The organism is Streptomyces europaeiscabiei (assembly GCF_036346855.1).
Lineage (GTDB): Bacteria > Actinomycetota > Actinomycetes > Streptomycetales > Streptomycetaceae > Streptomyces > Streptomyces europaeiscabiei.
Genome location: NZ_CP107841.1, coordinates 207,681 through 221,658, shown reverse-complemented (window position 1 = coordinate 221,658; position 13,978 = coordinate 207,681). Strand labels below are relative to the sequence as shown.

The window sequence follows — 13,978 nt, the reverse complement described above, 5'->3', positions numbered from 1 at the left end:
GCACGACACACAGGTACGCGTCTCCGGCGACCGGGCGAACCGCACCACGGCCACCGGTGTCAGCCGGCCCCTGGCAACCCCTTGCCCTGTCCCCGCGTGAAGGCGTATCTGCCCCAGTACGGCGGCTACATCTCCAACATCTACATCAGTCATCCGGACAATCAATTGCCGGATGTTCCCCTGTGCTCAAGTCCGCGGTAATTCCAGGGAATACGCACATGAGCAGGAAATGAACGATCAGGATGGGATCCACGGATGCTCGAGCTCAACAGAAGTGGTCGCCGCAAGACGTCGGCGATGGCGTTCGCCGCAGCCGGCTGCGCGACAGTTCTCACGTTGCAGAGTGCCTCCGCCGCCCATGCCGCCAGCCCCTATGACGGTGCGGACCCAGCCGCCACCGGCTGCTCCTCGAACGCCAAGACCCTCGCCTCCGCGCCTCTCTATCTGCCCAACACGACCAGTCAGGTCGGCACCATCGAGATGCGCTACAGCAACACCTGCCTGACCCAATGGATCCGCGTCCACTCCAGCGTCACCAAGTGCAGCCCCCACGCCTGTCGCAACGACGCGCAGGTCACCCGCCCCGCCGGGGCGGACGGCCCGGCCCTGACCGTGGGCCGCGGCAACGTGGCCGCAGGTGAGCCCTATCAGTGGAGCCTGATGGTCTACACCCCCCAACACCCGCTCCTGCGGAACCGGCAGCGCCGACACAGGCGTCAACACGGCCTATCCGTACGGCGAGTGGGCGCGCCAGGATCTGCGGCTGAGCGCCGAGGAAGCCGCGCACCACGAACACACATGTCCTGACAGGGAAAGGAACGTTCACATGAGGTTTCGATGGCTTGTCGCCACCGCCGGCGTGGCCGCCGCGATCGGCACGACCGTCGCGTCGCCGTCCGCATCCGCCGCCGCCGGCTGTTGGTCGCACGCCGATGGCATCAGGTACTGGTGTGAGAACGTCTCCGGTGCCGCGGTGTACGGATCGATAGGGAACAGCCGCCTGTATCCCAACCCCAACGCCGTCGTCGGCACCATGCACTCCAATCCGAGTTGGTTCTACTGCAAGCTGGACGGACAGGCCCACGTGGGCGGGCCGCACCCGACACGCTGGCTCAGGACCGTCGCCGACAACGGCCAGTACGGCTGGATGAAGGACACCGCCATCTACAGCGAGACGGACCCGGTGCGCGACTGCTACCCCTCGTGACATCAGGGCTGCCGCGCCGAAGGGCCACCCCGAACCGGTGCGGCAGCCCGCCACGGACGCCTCGGTGAGCCGAGCGCGGCCGAGAGCCGGATCAGGATGCCGCCGACAAGGATGTGCAGCGAGCTCGTGAACTGGGAGTCGGCGAAATCACTAGCGGAAAGCCCCCGTGCCGCCTTCCGATTCCTGGTTGCTCGGTCCGGCCACGTATGCCAGCGGAGGGGCGATTGCCTGGGCATCCGCTCCCTCGCCGACCCACAGCGCGATGAACAGTGCGGCGGTCGCTTCCACGAGTCCCGCACGTTCGAGACTGCCGCCGGCCACGGGTTCACAGCCCACGTCCCGCACCAACTCGTTCACCCGTGCGAGGGCCGTCTCGTCATCCCCGCAGACCGGCACGGCCAGCGGCCTCCCATCGAAGACAGGCGGCCGCATGCGCCACACGTCCTCGTGGCAGAGGTTGAAAGCCTTGACCACGTGGGCTTCCGGTGCCGCGGCGGCCAGTTGCTGCGCGGCCGAGGGGCCTCCTTCCGTCAGCAGCCGGAAGCCTGGCCCGACCGGGTTGGAGCAGTCGAGCAGCACCTTGCCCTCCAGGGCCGCGCGCAGCTCCCGTGCCACGTCTGCTCCAGCCCCGAAGGGCAGCGCGGCCAGCACCACCTGACCGAACTCGGCCGCCGCGCGCAGACTGGCAGGCTTCGCGCCGCCTCCGACGCGCATCGCGAGCCGCTGCGCCCTGTGTGCGTTCCGTCCCCCGATGGTCACCTCGTGCCCGGCCCGCACCCAGTGGGTGGCGAGCGCGTCGGCCATGCTGCCCGTTCCCAGTACGCCGATTCTCATCCGTGTTCCCTCTCCCTGCCTGGTTCCACCGTTCGCACCGACGCTAGAGGGCCGTTCGGGCACCATTTGGTACGTGACGACCGACGCCTTCCTCGCCGACTGCCGCGCCCGCCTCGCCTTCGACCTGCTTTCCAACACCTGGAACGCCGTGGTGCTCTGGGCGCTGCGCGACGGTCCCAGGCGCCCGGTCGAACTACGGGAGAGGATCGGGGGTATCAGCTCCAAAGTCCTCACCGAGACTCTGCGACGGTTGCAGTTCAACGGCCTGGTTGATCGGCGTTCCCACCCCGACACACCGTCACGGGTCGAGTACGAACTCACCGCTCTGGGCCGGACCTTGCTGGTGCCCATCGACGCCGTCGGCGCATGGGCCTTCGAGTACGGCGATGACGTCATGGCCGCCCAGGAAGCACCCTCTGCTCCCGCCCTGCAGTCCCCTCCTCCTCCTTGCTGAACCGGTCAACGTCGTGAGCGCGGACGTCGCCAGTGGATGAGTGCATATCCCAGGGTGCGGAACGCTTCGTGGATGTCGTCGCGGATCTCCCAGCGGATCCGCAGGCGGCGGAACCAGTGCAGGTGGGCAAACGCGCACTCTACGACCCCGCGGTGGGTGCCAGGCCGGAAGCCGTGCTCGATGTCCCGGCGGGCGATCAGCGGCTTCACACCGAGACCCCACATCAGTCGGCGGTACTGGTCGTGGTCGTAGCCGCGATTTGCCCAGCACCACGTCCGGGCGGCGCCGGGGCCGCCCTCGCTTGCCCTGCACCGGCGGAACCGCTTCGAGCAACGGGATGAGCTGAGTGACATCATTGCGGTTGCCGCCAGTACGCCTCCGGCTGCCCGCCCCGGGCCCCGCAGCCGGCCAGGCACCGGTAGCCGCGCCGTACCACGGTCCATTCCGTGTCAGTCATGTCCGACGGATACCACGAACACGCTCCGGGTGATCGGCCGCGTTTCCGAACCGGTGAACGACACAATCACACCTAGCCGCAGCCGAGTTGAACTCCTACGCGCGGCCGATTGCGGTCACCCGATCGAGACTCCCGTTCGACGGACAACCCTCAAGATCGGAACGCCTACAGGTACTACCGGTAACTGATCGCTTCAGGCTGAGAACATGGCGTCAGCTGAGGGCGCCCGGCCGATGCCGCGCGCTCGCGGCGTCGGCTGTGAAATCGCTGCCCGATTGTCGGAACGCGGTGATAGAGAGTCCCTGCGACAACGACACTTGGGTTCCCCCTTCTGCTGCGACTGATCGACGAACGGTTGACCGCCTTCCGCGCCGCGGTCGCCTCCGCGCCCAGCCTCGATGTGCAGGTGCCGACCTGTCTCGAGTGGACGCTGTTCGATCTGGTGCAGCACCTGGGCGAGGGACTCCGTTCCCTGGGCGGGCCGCCGGGCCGCGCCGCCGCCGTCGACGCGGTGGCGACGTCAGAAGCCAGTTGCCCCGCGCCGTGTCAGCCGCACCCGGTGGTCGACCGACCACCACGAGTCGATTCCGCATCCCAGGAGGGCATCCCAGGCACTCCTTGTTTTTGCAGGTCAGCAGGGATGGGACGGTTCCACCGTTGCGCGTGGGACGGCAGCTGTTGTCGTGGACACCCGGCGTCTTCGAAGCTCTGGGTGTCGCACCGGCCGAGGCAGAACGACCGCCCCGGCAGCAGCATGGCAACGACACCCACCCTGCGCCTGCGTACCGGGACATTCGTGTGCCCGAGTACCCAAGGTGCGACTCCTGTCCGATCGAGCAGTCGGGCTGTCCTGTCCTTGTATCGGACGAGGACGAGGACGAGGTGACGACGGGTCGGCAGGCGAGTTCGGCATGAAAGCCGGAATCGGCTGAGAGCAACCACATACGGACCAGAGAAGGAAGACGCACACATGAACAGGAAGTCCCCCACACACCGTCGTCAGGGCCGCCGCGCGGCCGTCGCCGCCGGCCTCGTCCTGGCTGTCGGACTCTGTGTGTCGACGCAGGTGTCGGCACAGGCGGCTGTCCGTGCCCCCGTAAAGGCATCCACCGCCGCACCGCAGTCGGTCAGCGGCACGCCCGGCCAAGTGGTGACCCGGGTCGCCGACTTCTACGGCGCGTACATCGACGCGAAGGGCGACTACACGGACCCGGACGTCACGCTGGCCACGGCGCTCCGCAAGCACTACCTGACGTCCGGCTTCGCCAAGCAGCTGGCGGCCTGGGAGAAGAAGAACGGGGCGGACGGCGTCCTGCGTGCCCAAAACGTCCCGGCGCGCTGGACGGTGACCGACAACGGCACCGTGGGTAACGGCCATGAGGTCGTCGTCACCCTGACCTTCGGCAGCGGGAAGACGGCGCAGAAGACCAAGCTCTTCGTGTTGGTGGAGCGGTACAACCACATCGTCGACATCGAGACCACGAGCGCCGGCTGACGGCGGAGCCGCTCCCCTCGGTGCCCTGTCCCGGTAGGGACAGGGCACCGAGGGGAGAATCGACGGATGTCCTCTGAGGAGGGCCGGGTTTCGTTCCCTGCCCTCGATTGCAGGGAGCCTGTCCCCAGTGGCCCGTCCGCCACGACGGCGGCCTCTACAAGGAGCGGAACACCCTGGAGCGCCTGATCAACGAACTCAAGGCCTATCGAGGCATCGCCACCTGATACGGCAAGACCCCGGACCGCTACGTCACCGGCCTCCACCTACGCGTCGCGATGATCTGGATCAAGACCTCACCGGGAGCGGCCCCTGACCACCACCAGGTAGGTGCCGTCACGGGCGCCTCATGCCTCAGCCATCGAAGCGAGACCAGCGATGCCCGTGTTCCAGCAGCGGCGTCAAGGTGGCGCGGGGGAGCGCGGCGAAGGCCACGGCTGCCTCGTTCTCGTCGCTGATGATCCTCGTAAGCAGTCCCGGCGCGACGAAGAACTTCTCGGCGGTGTAGGCCGGCAGGAACGGGCTCAGGGGCACGGGGCGCAGCATGCTCCACAACGGGGCGAGGCGCGCGGCCGGCATGCAGAGTAGGTCCATGCCTGGTGGAGGGCGGCGTTCATGGCCTCGTAGAGGGTGTACTGCAGGAGAAAGCGGCTGAGCGGTTCCTCTTCGAGGATCGTCTCCGGGTCAGCCAAGAAGGGATCCTCGGTGAGCCATACACGGGGATCGACTTCGCTCAGTTCCCGCGGTGGCCACGGGATGGACCAATCCCGGGTCCCCTCGCCGTCCACGGCAAAGACCAGCCGACCACCGAGCGGCCCGGAATCCCGCCGGGGCTGCTTCAGCACCGGGTTGCGGAACCGGTGGACAGCGGGGCGGAGGCGGGCCAGGCGGTGGAAGGCGGCCAACGCCTCCGGCAAGTCGCCCGGTTCGCCCGCCGTGCTCTCTTTCCCGGCCGACTCTGCCTCCTCGGCGGGAAACCAGCCGAGGACGAACGACTCCAGGGCCCGGATCGGATCCGTTCCACGTGGTCGACCCAGTCCACTCCCGGCACCGGCCGGGGAGCCGGGACGGGTCGGACCGCGTCCAGCATCTCGCGGGTCAGTGGTTGGTCGAGCTCCAGTTCGGCGTGGCCGAAGTCGGCGGGTGTCGACGACCGTCCCCTGCAGCGCGCGGTACCCAGGGGAAGACAGCCCCGGTCCAGGCGGATCGATCCCTAGTGTCACTTCTGAGTGAAAGTCCACGCAACCCGGCGCTGCACGCTCCAGTGATCGTTCTTGGGAGTGCCGGATTCACCCAATGAGGGAGTTGCGTTGTGCGGGACGGACTGGAGAAGTACGCCGTGGGCGTGAGGCTCGCTGACCGCCACGGAGCGCTGGAAGGGCGCCCTGGAGGGTTCGATCTCCTGGACATGCGCTGGGATCTACTGCCGGGAGTCTTCTCGCCCTTGCACACCGCTTCCACCGAGTTGTTTACCCGTTGGGTTCCGTACCCGGTGGGGGGTCGTTTTCTTGAGGTTGGCAGCGGTACCGGTGTGACCGCGGTGACCGCGGTGCTGTGTGGATGCGCACAGGTGACCGCGGTGGACATCACCGAGGCTGCCGTGCGCAATACCCGGATGAACGCCGCTCGGCATGGCGTCACGGAGCGGGTCCGCACCCTCCGTAGCGACCTCTTCGACGCTCTGGAGCCCGGCGATCGGTTCGACCTCATCTTCTGGAACTCCAATGTCGTGGAAGCTCCCGGCGATTTTGAGTGCACAAGGGAGATCGAGTTGGCGATCTTCGATAGCGGCTACGTCACTCACGAGCGGTTCCTGCGGCAAGGCTTCGAACGGCTTGCGGACGGTGGTCGCCTTCTCCTCGGGTTCAACAGTCTGGGGAATCTCCATGCCCTTCACAGCATCGCCGAGGGCCTGGGCCTGCGCATCCAGCCGTTGGTGAGCGCGAAGCGGCAGGCCGGCTCGTTCGAAGTGGAGTTCCAGCTTCTGGAACTGGCTCCTTGCGTAGACGGAGCGGCATGACAGGGACTTCCCTGACGGCTGTGCCGCGGGGTCAGATCTCCAGTGCCACGTTGTAGCGGCGCAGCCAGTCGTTCAGGCCCAGGACGAGTTCGGCCCCCGGCCGGATGTCCTGGCTCGCGTCGGCCGCGGATGCCTGGGCCACGACGGCCGCGTCCAGCAGGGGCTGCACCGGCGCATCGCCGTCACGAAGGACTGCCCGTAGCCCGGTGCGCAGGGCTTGCGTGTAGTGGGGATCCTGCGTGCTGGGGTAGGGGCTCTTGACCCGCTGAGCGATGGCGGGGGGCAGTAGGTTGCGGGTGGCGGCGCGTAGCAGGGACTTCTCCCGGCCGTCGAAGGTCTTCATGGCCCAGGGGGTGTTGAAGACGTATTCGACCAGTCGGTGGTCGCAGAAGGGGACGCGGACCTCCAGGCCTGTCGCCATGCTGGCCCGGTCCTTTCGGTCCAGCAGGATCTGCACGAAGCGGGTCAGGTGGAGGTAGCCGATCTCCCGCATCCGGTGCTGCAGGCCCGTGTCGCCGGCCAGGTATGGGACTTCGGCCAGGGCTTCGCGGTAGCGCCGGTCTGTGTAGCCGTCCAGGTCGAGTTTCGTGCGCAGGCCTGAGTCCAGCAGGGCCTCGCGGGTGCCTGTGCTGCCGGAGAATCCGCCAGCGACGCCGGCAGCGATCCACGGGAAGGTGTCGGCATGGACGCTCTTGGGATCGTGGAACCAGCGGTAGCCACCGAAGACTTCGTCCGCGGACTCGCCTGAGAGCGCGACCGTGGAGTGTTCGCGGACCGCTTTGAACAGGAGGTAAAGGGATGTATCGCCGTCGCCGAACCGGGTGGGAAAGTCGTGGGCGGCCAGGACGGCCCCGCGGTGTCCGGGGTCGGTCAGGTCGGCCGTGTTCAAGATGATGTCGGTGTGGTCGGAGTGCACGTGCGCGGCCAGGGCATGGGCGTAGGGGGTGTCGGGGGTGGAGCGCAGGCAATCGGCGCTGAAGTTCTCGGCATGGCCGCTGAAGTCGACCGCAAAGGTGCGAACCGGTCCGCTGCTGCGCTGGGCGGCGAGGGCGGTGATGGCCGAGGAGTCCAGGCCGCCGGAGAGCAGGGAGCACAGCGGCACGTCCGAGATGAGCTGGCGGGCCACGATGTCTTCCAGGAGCTCGCGTACGTGGGCAACGGTGGTGTCGAGGTCGTCGGTGTGCTCGCGGGCCTCCAGGGCCCAGTAGCGCCTGACTGCCAGACCACGCCGGCTGACCCGTGCGGTGTGGCCGGGCCTCAGCTCGTACATGCCTTTGTAGACGGCGTGCCCGGGTGTCTTGGTGAACGCGATCAGTTCCGCCAGGCCCTCGGCGTCGACGCAGGCGTGCGCCGCGGGATGGGCCAGGACGGCCTTCGGCTCCGAGGCAAAGAGCACCCCGTCACCGGTCGGGTAGTAGTACAGGGGCTTGATGCCCATCCGGTCGCGCACCAGGAGGAGTTCCTGGTCACGGGGATCCCACAAGGCGAACGCGTACATGCCGTTGAGGCGGCCCGCGAAATCATCGCCCCACTGAAGATAGGCGTGGAGCACCACCTCGGTGTCACTACTCGTGCGGAAGATGTGCCCCAGACCCTCCAGCTCGGCGCGCAGCTCTCGGTAGTTGTAGACCTCACCGCTGTAGGTGGTCACCAGTACAGTGCGGCCGTCTCGCTCGACTGTCATGGGCTGCTTACCGCCCGCGATGTCGATGACGGCCAGGCGGCGGTGGCCGAATGCGGCGTGTCCGTCGAGCCACAACCCGGCCGCGTCGGGACCGCGACAGGCCATCGGCTCCGTCATCGCCTCAAGCGTCATGCCCTCCAGGGAAAGGTCCCGGTCGTAGGAGATCCATCCGCTGATTCCGCACATGCCCGTGACTCCTCTGTGCCATCCCGCAGGGCCAGCCGGACCCGGCGGCTGACCAACGACCCTGCCATCGCTGACCCGCCCGACCAGACCACCACACGACCGCAGCCGACAGAGGCAAAGCGCGGGCATACTCACCCTCCCGAGTACCTTCTCCGTTACCCCGAGCGCCGTTTCTCTTCCCGCGCCCTTGACCCAGGACATTCAGCGGGGGCATGCAGGATTTGCCCTCGGAAGGGGAGGGTGGAAGTGGGTCTACAGCGACGTGCCGACCTGGCTGGGGCGGCTCATCTGGAGCTGGTCTCCGGGGTGGTCCATCTGTCCGCAGCACGCGACGGTCGAGGCGATGGTGCGGGGCCGGCGGGCCCGACGGCCGCCCGTGGGCTCCGCGAGGACACGGTCATCGCCGTGCCGCGATCCTCGCCCGCATCCTGGGCATCCACACCGACGTCGCCCGGCAACGTCTCTCCGTGGGCGACTGGGCCACCTACGCAGCCGAGATGAGCCACAGAACAAGTCGCCACGACCATGAGATCGCGTCCGGCGACCGGTGCCGCGACTCACGACACGAATGAGATCCAATGCGAACCTATCGCTACAAGGTGCAGAAGAGTGGCTTCGGACTGATTCTCGGGATCGCAGCCGAAGCCATCCGGCTGACGGTCCGGCCAACTGCCGGCGCCCCCGTCAGCGACCGGGTCTGGCTAGACGCTTCCGAGGTCAACAACGCCTACCGCGGCAGCCGGCTGACACTCACCGAGAGTGAAGTCGCCACGCTGCGAGTCGGCCTGGGCAAGGTCTCTGGCGACATCGAACTCGTCGAAAGCAGCCCTTACATACTGATCACAGTCCGAGCACTGGAGATCTTTGAGGTCGATTACGCAGAGGTGGCCCTCGCGCCGGCGATCGCCGGGTGGGCCGAAGCGGAGTTCTCTCTGGCACCCCGCCGCTGCCACGCCACTCGCGACAGCGCTACCGGCGAGTTCACGTTGGACTGGGATGAGTGACCTTCATGGCCAATGGTGTCATCGGGTGCGATCACGCCCAAGGCATTCGGACAGTTCCAGTTCCCGACGTCACCGTACGGATCGCCGACCGGACCGTCGCCGACGCGTACTTCGCTGTCTCGGAGAAGGGCGAGGCACTCTACGATGCCCCGCGCCGGCTGCCAGCCGACGCCGAGGGAACGGAGAAGGCCAAGCTCCGCCGGGAGTTGCACCGCCGGATGCTCGGCAACGGCTATTGCGCCCGCCCCGTGGAGATGGACTGCCACTTCGAGTCGAACTGTGAGTCCTGCACGTTCTTCGTCACCACGATCGAGTTCCCGCCCACGCTCGAACGTCAGCGGGACGACGCGGCAGCCAAGGGAGCTGGAGCGCCGCATCGGCTCCCCGGATCCGCACCATCGGCCAGGACTTCGCCCGCGAGGCGTCCCACCTGCTGCCGCTGCCGCCGGAACCGTTCGAGACGGCCATGACCTTCCAGCCGCGGGTTGACCGCTACAGCCGGGTCACCGTCAGGATGTGCTCCTACTCCGTCCCTGCCCGGTTCATCGACCGCAAGGTCGCCGTCCACCTGACCGGCGACACCCTGGTCGTCTTCGAGGGCCGCCGCGAGATCGCCCGTCACATCCGGCTTACCGGACGTGGCCTGGAGCACCTGGTCTTGGACCACTACCTGGAGGTGCTGCTGCGCAAGCCCGGGGCGCTTGGCCGCTCCGAGGCGCTGTACCAGGCCGCGCCGAGGGCACCTTCACTGCCGAGCACGAGGCATTCTGGGACCTGGCCAAGCAGCAGCTCGGCGAGATCGACGGGACGAAAGCCCTGGTCAGGATCCTGGTCCTGCACCGTCATCAGCAGCACGCCGACGTGATCGCGGGCCTTCGCGCCGCCATCGCGCTCGGCACCTGGAGCGAGGACGTGGTGGCCCTGGAGGCCCGCAAGTCCGCACAGGCTGACGGCCGGGCCCTCACCGTCACCCCGGCAGCCCCGGACCCGCCCGATCCGCAGCTGCCGCAGGTCAGCCACCTCACCGCGCACCGCCTGGCCAGGCCCCTGCCCGAAGACGCCCGCCCCCTGGCCCGCCTGGAGCAGTGGGACGAACAGTGGGACGAACTGCTCCACGTGCGCCGGAAGGACTCTTGAAAGGCTCGGGTGAGTAGGCGATGGGGCGGAAAGCCCCCCGCTCACGTCCACGCCGAAGCGATGCTCAGCGCCCTGCTGGAAGACCGTCCCGCCGGCCTGACCATCGTCCGGCTGATGTCCGCCACCGACCGCACTCGCGCGCAGATCCACACCGGGCTCGCGCATCTGCGCAAGGTGGTGGCCGCGAAGGGCCTTCCGCCTGTGACCTGGGACAAACGATGGGGATACCGCATGCTGGACGGCGCCGGAGGTATGGATCGGCTACGAACGGGCGTTCTTCGAGACCGTCCACCACCACGTCGAGAACTTCATCGCCGGGACCCTCCTCCCACACCAGAAGAAGACCCCGAACGACCCCTGCATCCGCGCGGTCATGGCGCAGATGGGTGCGATCGAGTCCACCCCTCAGTTCCTGGCCAGCCTGGCTGGTAGGAGTCGCGCACCTGGTCGGAGAAACGACCGCAGTGACGCTGCCGAGTCGTTCTTCGCACTGCTGAAGGGGGAAGTCAGCACCCACCGTCGGCCAAACCGGTCGAGCGCCCGCGTGGACATCTGCGCTTTCGTCGAGACCCTCTGCAACCGACGGCGCCTCACCTGCCCTCGGCGCCGGGACTACCTCACCCCGTTGGAGACCCGGCGCCGACACGAACAGGAGCAGGCCAATTCGCGCCGTAGGCATCAAGTGCCCAGGATCGCGGGGGAAGACACGTTTGGCGCGACCGCCTTGTTGGTTAGGGTGGGAAGCAGGGACTGACTCCCATGCCCTCGACCGGGGTGATGGACAGACCGACGACTTCGGGGCCGCACGGGCTGAAGGCTCCCGCGCGGGTCAGGTCAGCTACAAGGGGGCATCGGTGGGCAGTTGGCGTCGACAGAAGCCGAAGGTCACGTCGACCGGCGGCAGTGCCCGGGACCGCTTGGCCGGAGAGGTCCTACAAGTCGGCTCAGCCCAGTGCGCGCTTGACGTGTTTGCCGTCTTGCTCCGCGGTAGCGGCAGGTGACGTGGCGGCGGACTCCGTGGGAGGAGAGGTGCATCGCATCTGCCGGATGGGCTGTGACGGTGTGCGGGCTTCTCCCCGTCTCGGTCATGAGCGGGGTGTTCGGCTCGACCTTCACCAGGTCGAGGGTCGAAGCGGGAGTCGGCGGGTGGTGCTCGCGCTTGTCGGCCTCGGCGGTGGTGGCCGCGTCAACGCCGTTTCCGAACTGCCCGCGGGAGCCGAGGCGTTGACGGGACACAGAGGCCATGGGATGCCCGGACTTACGGTCACCGGAGTCGTCCGGAAACATCGAGAGGGCCTGGAGCAAGGGAAACAGAGAGCCACTGATTCATGGCTGCCCACCGGTCGGATGAAGGGCCGCGCTCCCACCTCGCCTCGGGAAGTCAAGATCCGGAACGACGTCCCACGATCACGGCGAAGCGCCGCAGGTCGACCGGACGCGGTGGGAGTGTGACCGGCCGGTCGGGGCCCGCGGTGCTGCCCCCGTCGTTGCGTGCGTGGCTCGGGCTGATGGCGGCCCTCGCCGCGGTGACGGTCGTCGTGGTCGGGGTCCTGTATGCCGGCGACAGCGAGCCCGGCAGGGTGGACACGCGGATCTGGGCGGCCGTGGACGATGTGGGGGAGCCGTGGCGGCACGTCGCTCTGGCCACGGATTTCCTGGGGGAGCCCGTGGGAGCGGCGACGCTGGTTGCGGCCACCGTGACGGGCTGTCTGCTGCTTGGACGGCGTCGCTCTGCGGTGCTCGTCGTCGTCGCCACCACCATGACCGTCGGGACGACGACGTTGCTCAAACACCTGGTGGGACGCACCATCCACGGCCACGACAACCTGTCCTACCCGAGCGGGCACACCGCCTTCCTCACCGCGCTCGCCCTTGTGGTGGCGCTGCTCGCGACCGGCCGTCTCGGCCTCGGCAGGACGGCCGGCACGCTACTCGTGCTCGCCGCGGCGCTGGTCGCGGGCGCCGCCATGGGCTGGGCGCAGGTCGCGCTGGGCGCGCACTACCCGACCGACGTCCTCGGCGGCTGGTGCACCGCGCTGGCGGTGACACCGGCGACCGCGTGGCTGGTCGACCGGATGGCCGACGCCGGGCCGCCGGAGCGTCGCTGACGCCACGCCACGCCCTGCCCGGCCCCGTCACGCCCGGCCCCGTCACACCCCGCCCCGTCACGCCAAGCGGCGGAACACGGGCTTCACCGGCCGACCGGCCAGCCAAGGTGTGGGGTCGGCGGCGTCCAGTGCCTTCCGGTACACCGCACATGCCTGGGCCACGACGTCGACGGTGTGATCGATGTCGGCGTCGCTGAGTGCGCTGCTCACCACGAATGACGGGGCCAGCACCCCGCCCGCGAGGAGCCGACGCAGGAACAGGGTGCGGTACTCCTGCGACGGCTGCCGGTTCTCGTCGAGGGTGGCGAAGACCAGGTTGCTGGCCCGGCCCCGGACGACGACGTGGTCGCCGACGCCCATGCCGGCCGCGGCGTCGCGGACCCCGGCGGCCAGCCGCTCGCCGAGGGCGTGCAGCCGCGCGGTGACGCCCTCCTCGACGTAGGTGGTCTGCACGGCCATCGCGGCTGCCAGGGAGTGCGTCTCCGCACCGTGCGTGGTGGACAGCAGGAACACCCGGTCGCCGGAGTGACGCAGTCCGCCCAGCTCCATCAGATCGCGGCGCCCGGCCAGCGCGGAGACGGCGCATCCGTTGCCCAGCGCCTTGCCGAACGTGGAGAGGTCGGGAACGACGCCGTACAGGCCCTGGGCGCCCGCCTCGGACCAGCGGAAGCCGGTGATCATCTCGTCGAAGACCAGGACGCAGCCGTGCCGATCGGCCAGCGCGCGCAGGCCGGCGAGGTACCCGGGCGGCGGCTCGGTGTGGGAGGCGGGTTCGAGGATCAGGCAGGCGATCTCGTCCCGGTACCGGGTGAGCAACTCCTCCGTGGCGGCCAGGTCCCCGTAAGGGAACGCCACGGTCAGCTCGCCGGTCGCCGCCGGAATGCCGGCGGACATCGGCGTGGTGCCGATGAACCAGTCGTCGGTGGAGAAGAACGGGTGGTCGGCGCAGATGGCCACCCGCGGGCGCCCGGTGGCGGCGCGGGCGAGGCGCACCGCGGCGGTGGTGGCGTCGGAGCCGTTCTTCGCGAACTTCACCATCTCGGCGGTCGGCACCGTGGCCAGGAAGCGTTCCGCCGCCTCGACCTCCACGATGGACGGCCGGACGAAGTTGCTGCCGCGGTCCAGTTCCCGTCGCACCGCCTCGATCACGCGTGGGTGGGCGTGGCCGAGGCTGACCGACCGCAGCCCGGAGCCGTACTCGACGTAGCGGTTGCCGTCGACGTCCCACACGTGGGCACCACGGCCGTGGCTGATGACGGGGGCCAGATCCTCGGGGTACTGGTCGTCGCCCTTGGCGTAGGTGTGCGCGCCCCCGGGGATCAGGGTGTGCAGGCGCTCGTTCGCCATCCGCGACCGGGGCAGGAGGAGCTCTTCGGTGGGTTCGGTGTCCACGCC

The 13,978-nt window shown here is 68.5% G+C and carries 15 protein-coding genes and 2 pseudogenes; 12 read left to right on the top strand and 5 right to left on the bottom strand.

Features of this window, described 5'->3' with window-relative positions; all coding sequences use genetic code 11:
• Positions 1-255 precede the first annotated feature (255 nt).
• Positions 256-807 (top strand): DUF2690 domain-containing protein, encoded by a 552-nt coding sequence (locus OG858_RS01025; protein ID WP_086747231.1) that lies wholly within the window; start codon positions 256-258, stop codon positions 805-807.
• Positions 808-826: 19 nt separating this feature from the next.
• On the top strand, positions 827-1,207 hold the full coding sequence (locus OG858_RS01020; protein WP_086747232.1) for a hypothetical protein: 381 nt from the start codon (positions 827-829) through the stop codon (positions 1,205-1,207).
• 150 nt (positions 1,208-1,357) lie between these two features.
• On the opposite strand, the gene OG858_RS01015 is transcribed toward OG858_RS01020, so the two are convergent.
• Positions 1,358-2,041 (bottom strand): NADPH-dependent F420 reductase, encoded by a 684-nt coding sequence (locus OG858_RS01015; RefSeq protein WP_319319737.1) that lies wholly within the window; start codon positions 2,039-2,041, stop codon positions 1,358-1,360.
• 73 nt (positions 2,042-2,114) lie between these two features.
• Here OG858_RS01015 and OG858_RS01010 point away from each other — a divergent pair, with 73 nt between their 5' ends.
• Entirely contained in the window at positions 2,115-2,495 is a 381-nt protein-coding gene (locus OG858_RS01010; protein ID WP_328545240.1) for a winged helix-turn-helix transcriptional regulator, read from the top strand.
• Positions 2,496-2,500: 5 nt separating this feature from the next.
• Here OG858_RS01010 and OG858_RS01005 read toward each other — a convergent pair.
• A pseudogene (locus tag OG858_RS01005) lies at positions 2,501-2,867 on the bottom strand (transposase); the annotation flags it as partial.
• Between the two features lie 440 nt (positions 2,868-3,307).
• Between OG858_RS01005 and OG858_RS48025 the strand changes: the two are divergent.
• From OG858_RS48025 to OG858_RS00990, 3 genes and pseudogenes are all read left to right on the top strand, one after another.
• Entirely contained in the window at positions 3,308-3,838 is a 531-nt protein-coding gene (locus OG858_RS48025; RefSeq protein ID WP_408059368.1) for a maleylpyruvate isomerase N-terminal domain-containing protein, read from the top strand.
• 84 nt (positions 3,839-3,922) lie between these two features.
• Entirely contained in the window at positions 3,923-4,447 is a 525-nt protein-coding gene (locus OG858_RS00995) for a hypothetical protein (protein WP_086747235.1), read from the top strand.
• 131 nt (positions 4,448-4,578) lie between these two features.
• Positions 4,579-4,734, top strand: a pseudogene (locus OG858_RS00990) (IS5-like element ISMra2 family transposase); the annotation flags it as partial.
• A 64-nt stretch (positions 4,735-4,798) separates the two neighbouring features.
• On the opposite strand, the gene OG858_RS00985 reads toward OG858_RS00990, so the two are convergent.
• On the bottom strand, positions 4,799-5,023 hold the full coding sequence (locus tag OG858_RS00985; RefSeq protein WP_179200858.1) for a hypothetical protein: 225 nt from the start codon (positions 5,021-5,023) through the stop codon (positions 4,799-4,801).
• Positions 5,024-5,756: 733 nt separating this feature from the next.
• Between OG858_RS00985 and OG858_RS00980 the strand changes: the two genes are divergently transcribed.
• Positions 5,757-6,464: a methyltransferase gene (locus OG858_RS00980; protein ID WP_256960261.1), complete on the top strand. Its 708-nt coding sequence runs from the start codon at positions 5,757-5,759 to the stop codon at positions 6,462-6,464.
• 31 nt (positions 6,465-6,495) lie between these two features.
• Here the strand turns inward: OG858_RS00980 and asnB are convergent, their stop codons facing one another.
• Entirely contained in the window at positions 6,496-8,334 is a 1,839-nt protein-coding gene (asnB, locus tag OG858_RS00975; protein WP_086747237.1) for an asparagine synthase (glutamine-hydrolyzing), read from the bottom strand.
• 578 nt (positions 8,335-8,912) lie between these two features.
• Here asnB and OG858_RS00970 point away from each other — a divergent pair.
• The 5 genes from OG858_RS00970 to OG858_RS00950 all read left to right on the top strand — a co-directional run bounded on the left by OG858_RS00970 (position 8,913) and on the right by OG858_RS00950 (position 12,583).
• On the top strand, positions 8,913-9,338 hold the full coding sequence (locus OG858_RS00970; protein WP_086747238.1) for a hypothetical protein: 426 nt from the start codon (positions 8,913-8,915) through the stop codon (positions 9,336-9,338).
• 5 nt (positions 9,339-9,343) lie between these two features.
• The gene (locus tag OG858_RS00965) at positions 9,344-9,808 is read left to right on the top strand and encodes a hypothetical protein (protein WP_179200859.1); all 465 of its coding nucleotides are present in this window, start codon (positions 9,344-9,346) and stop codon (positions 9,806-9,808) included.
• Positions 9,805-10,203 (top strand): Mu transposase domain-containing protein, encoded by a 399-nt coding sequence (locus OG858_RS00960; protein WP_319068580.1) that lies wholly within the window; start codon positions 9,805-9,807, stop codon positions 10,201-10,203. Before OG858_RS00965 ends, OG858_RS00960 begins: the two co-directional genes overlap by 4 nt.
• Positions 10,200-10,475, top strand: a complete 276-nt coding sequence (locus OG858_RS00955) for a ubiquitin family protein (RefSeq protein WP_319068582.1) — start codon at positions 10,200-10,202, stop codon at positions 10,473-10,475. Before OG858_RS00960 ends, OG858_RS00955 begins: the two co-directional genes overlap by 4 nt.
• 1,448 nt (positions 10,476-11,923) lie before the next feature.
• A complete protein-coding gene (locus OG858_RS00950; RefSeq protein ID WP_327742915.1) occupies positions 11,924-12,583 on the top strand; it encodes a phosphatase PAP2 family protein in 660 nt (219 codons plus the stop codon).
• A 57-nt stretch (positions 12,584-12,640) separates the two neighbouring features.
• Here the strand turns inward: OG858_RS00950 and OG858_RS00945 are convergent, their stop codons facing one another.
• A complete protein-coding gene (locus tag OG858_RS00945; RefSeq protein WP_327742914.1) occupies positions 12,641-13,975 on the bottom strand; it encodes a glutamate-1-semialdehyde 2,1-aminomutase in 1,335 nt (444 codons plus the stop codon).
• Between the last annotated feature and the right edge of the window lie 3 nt (positions 13,976-13,978).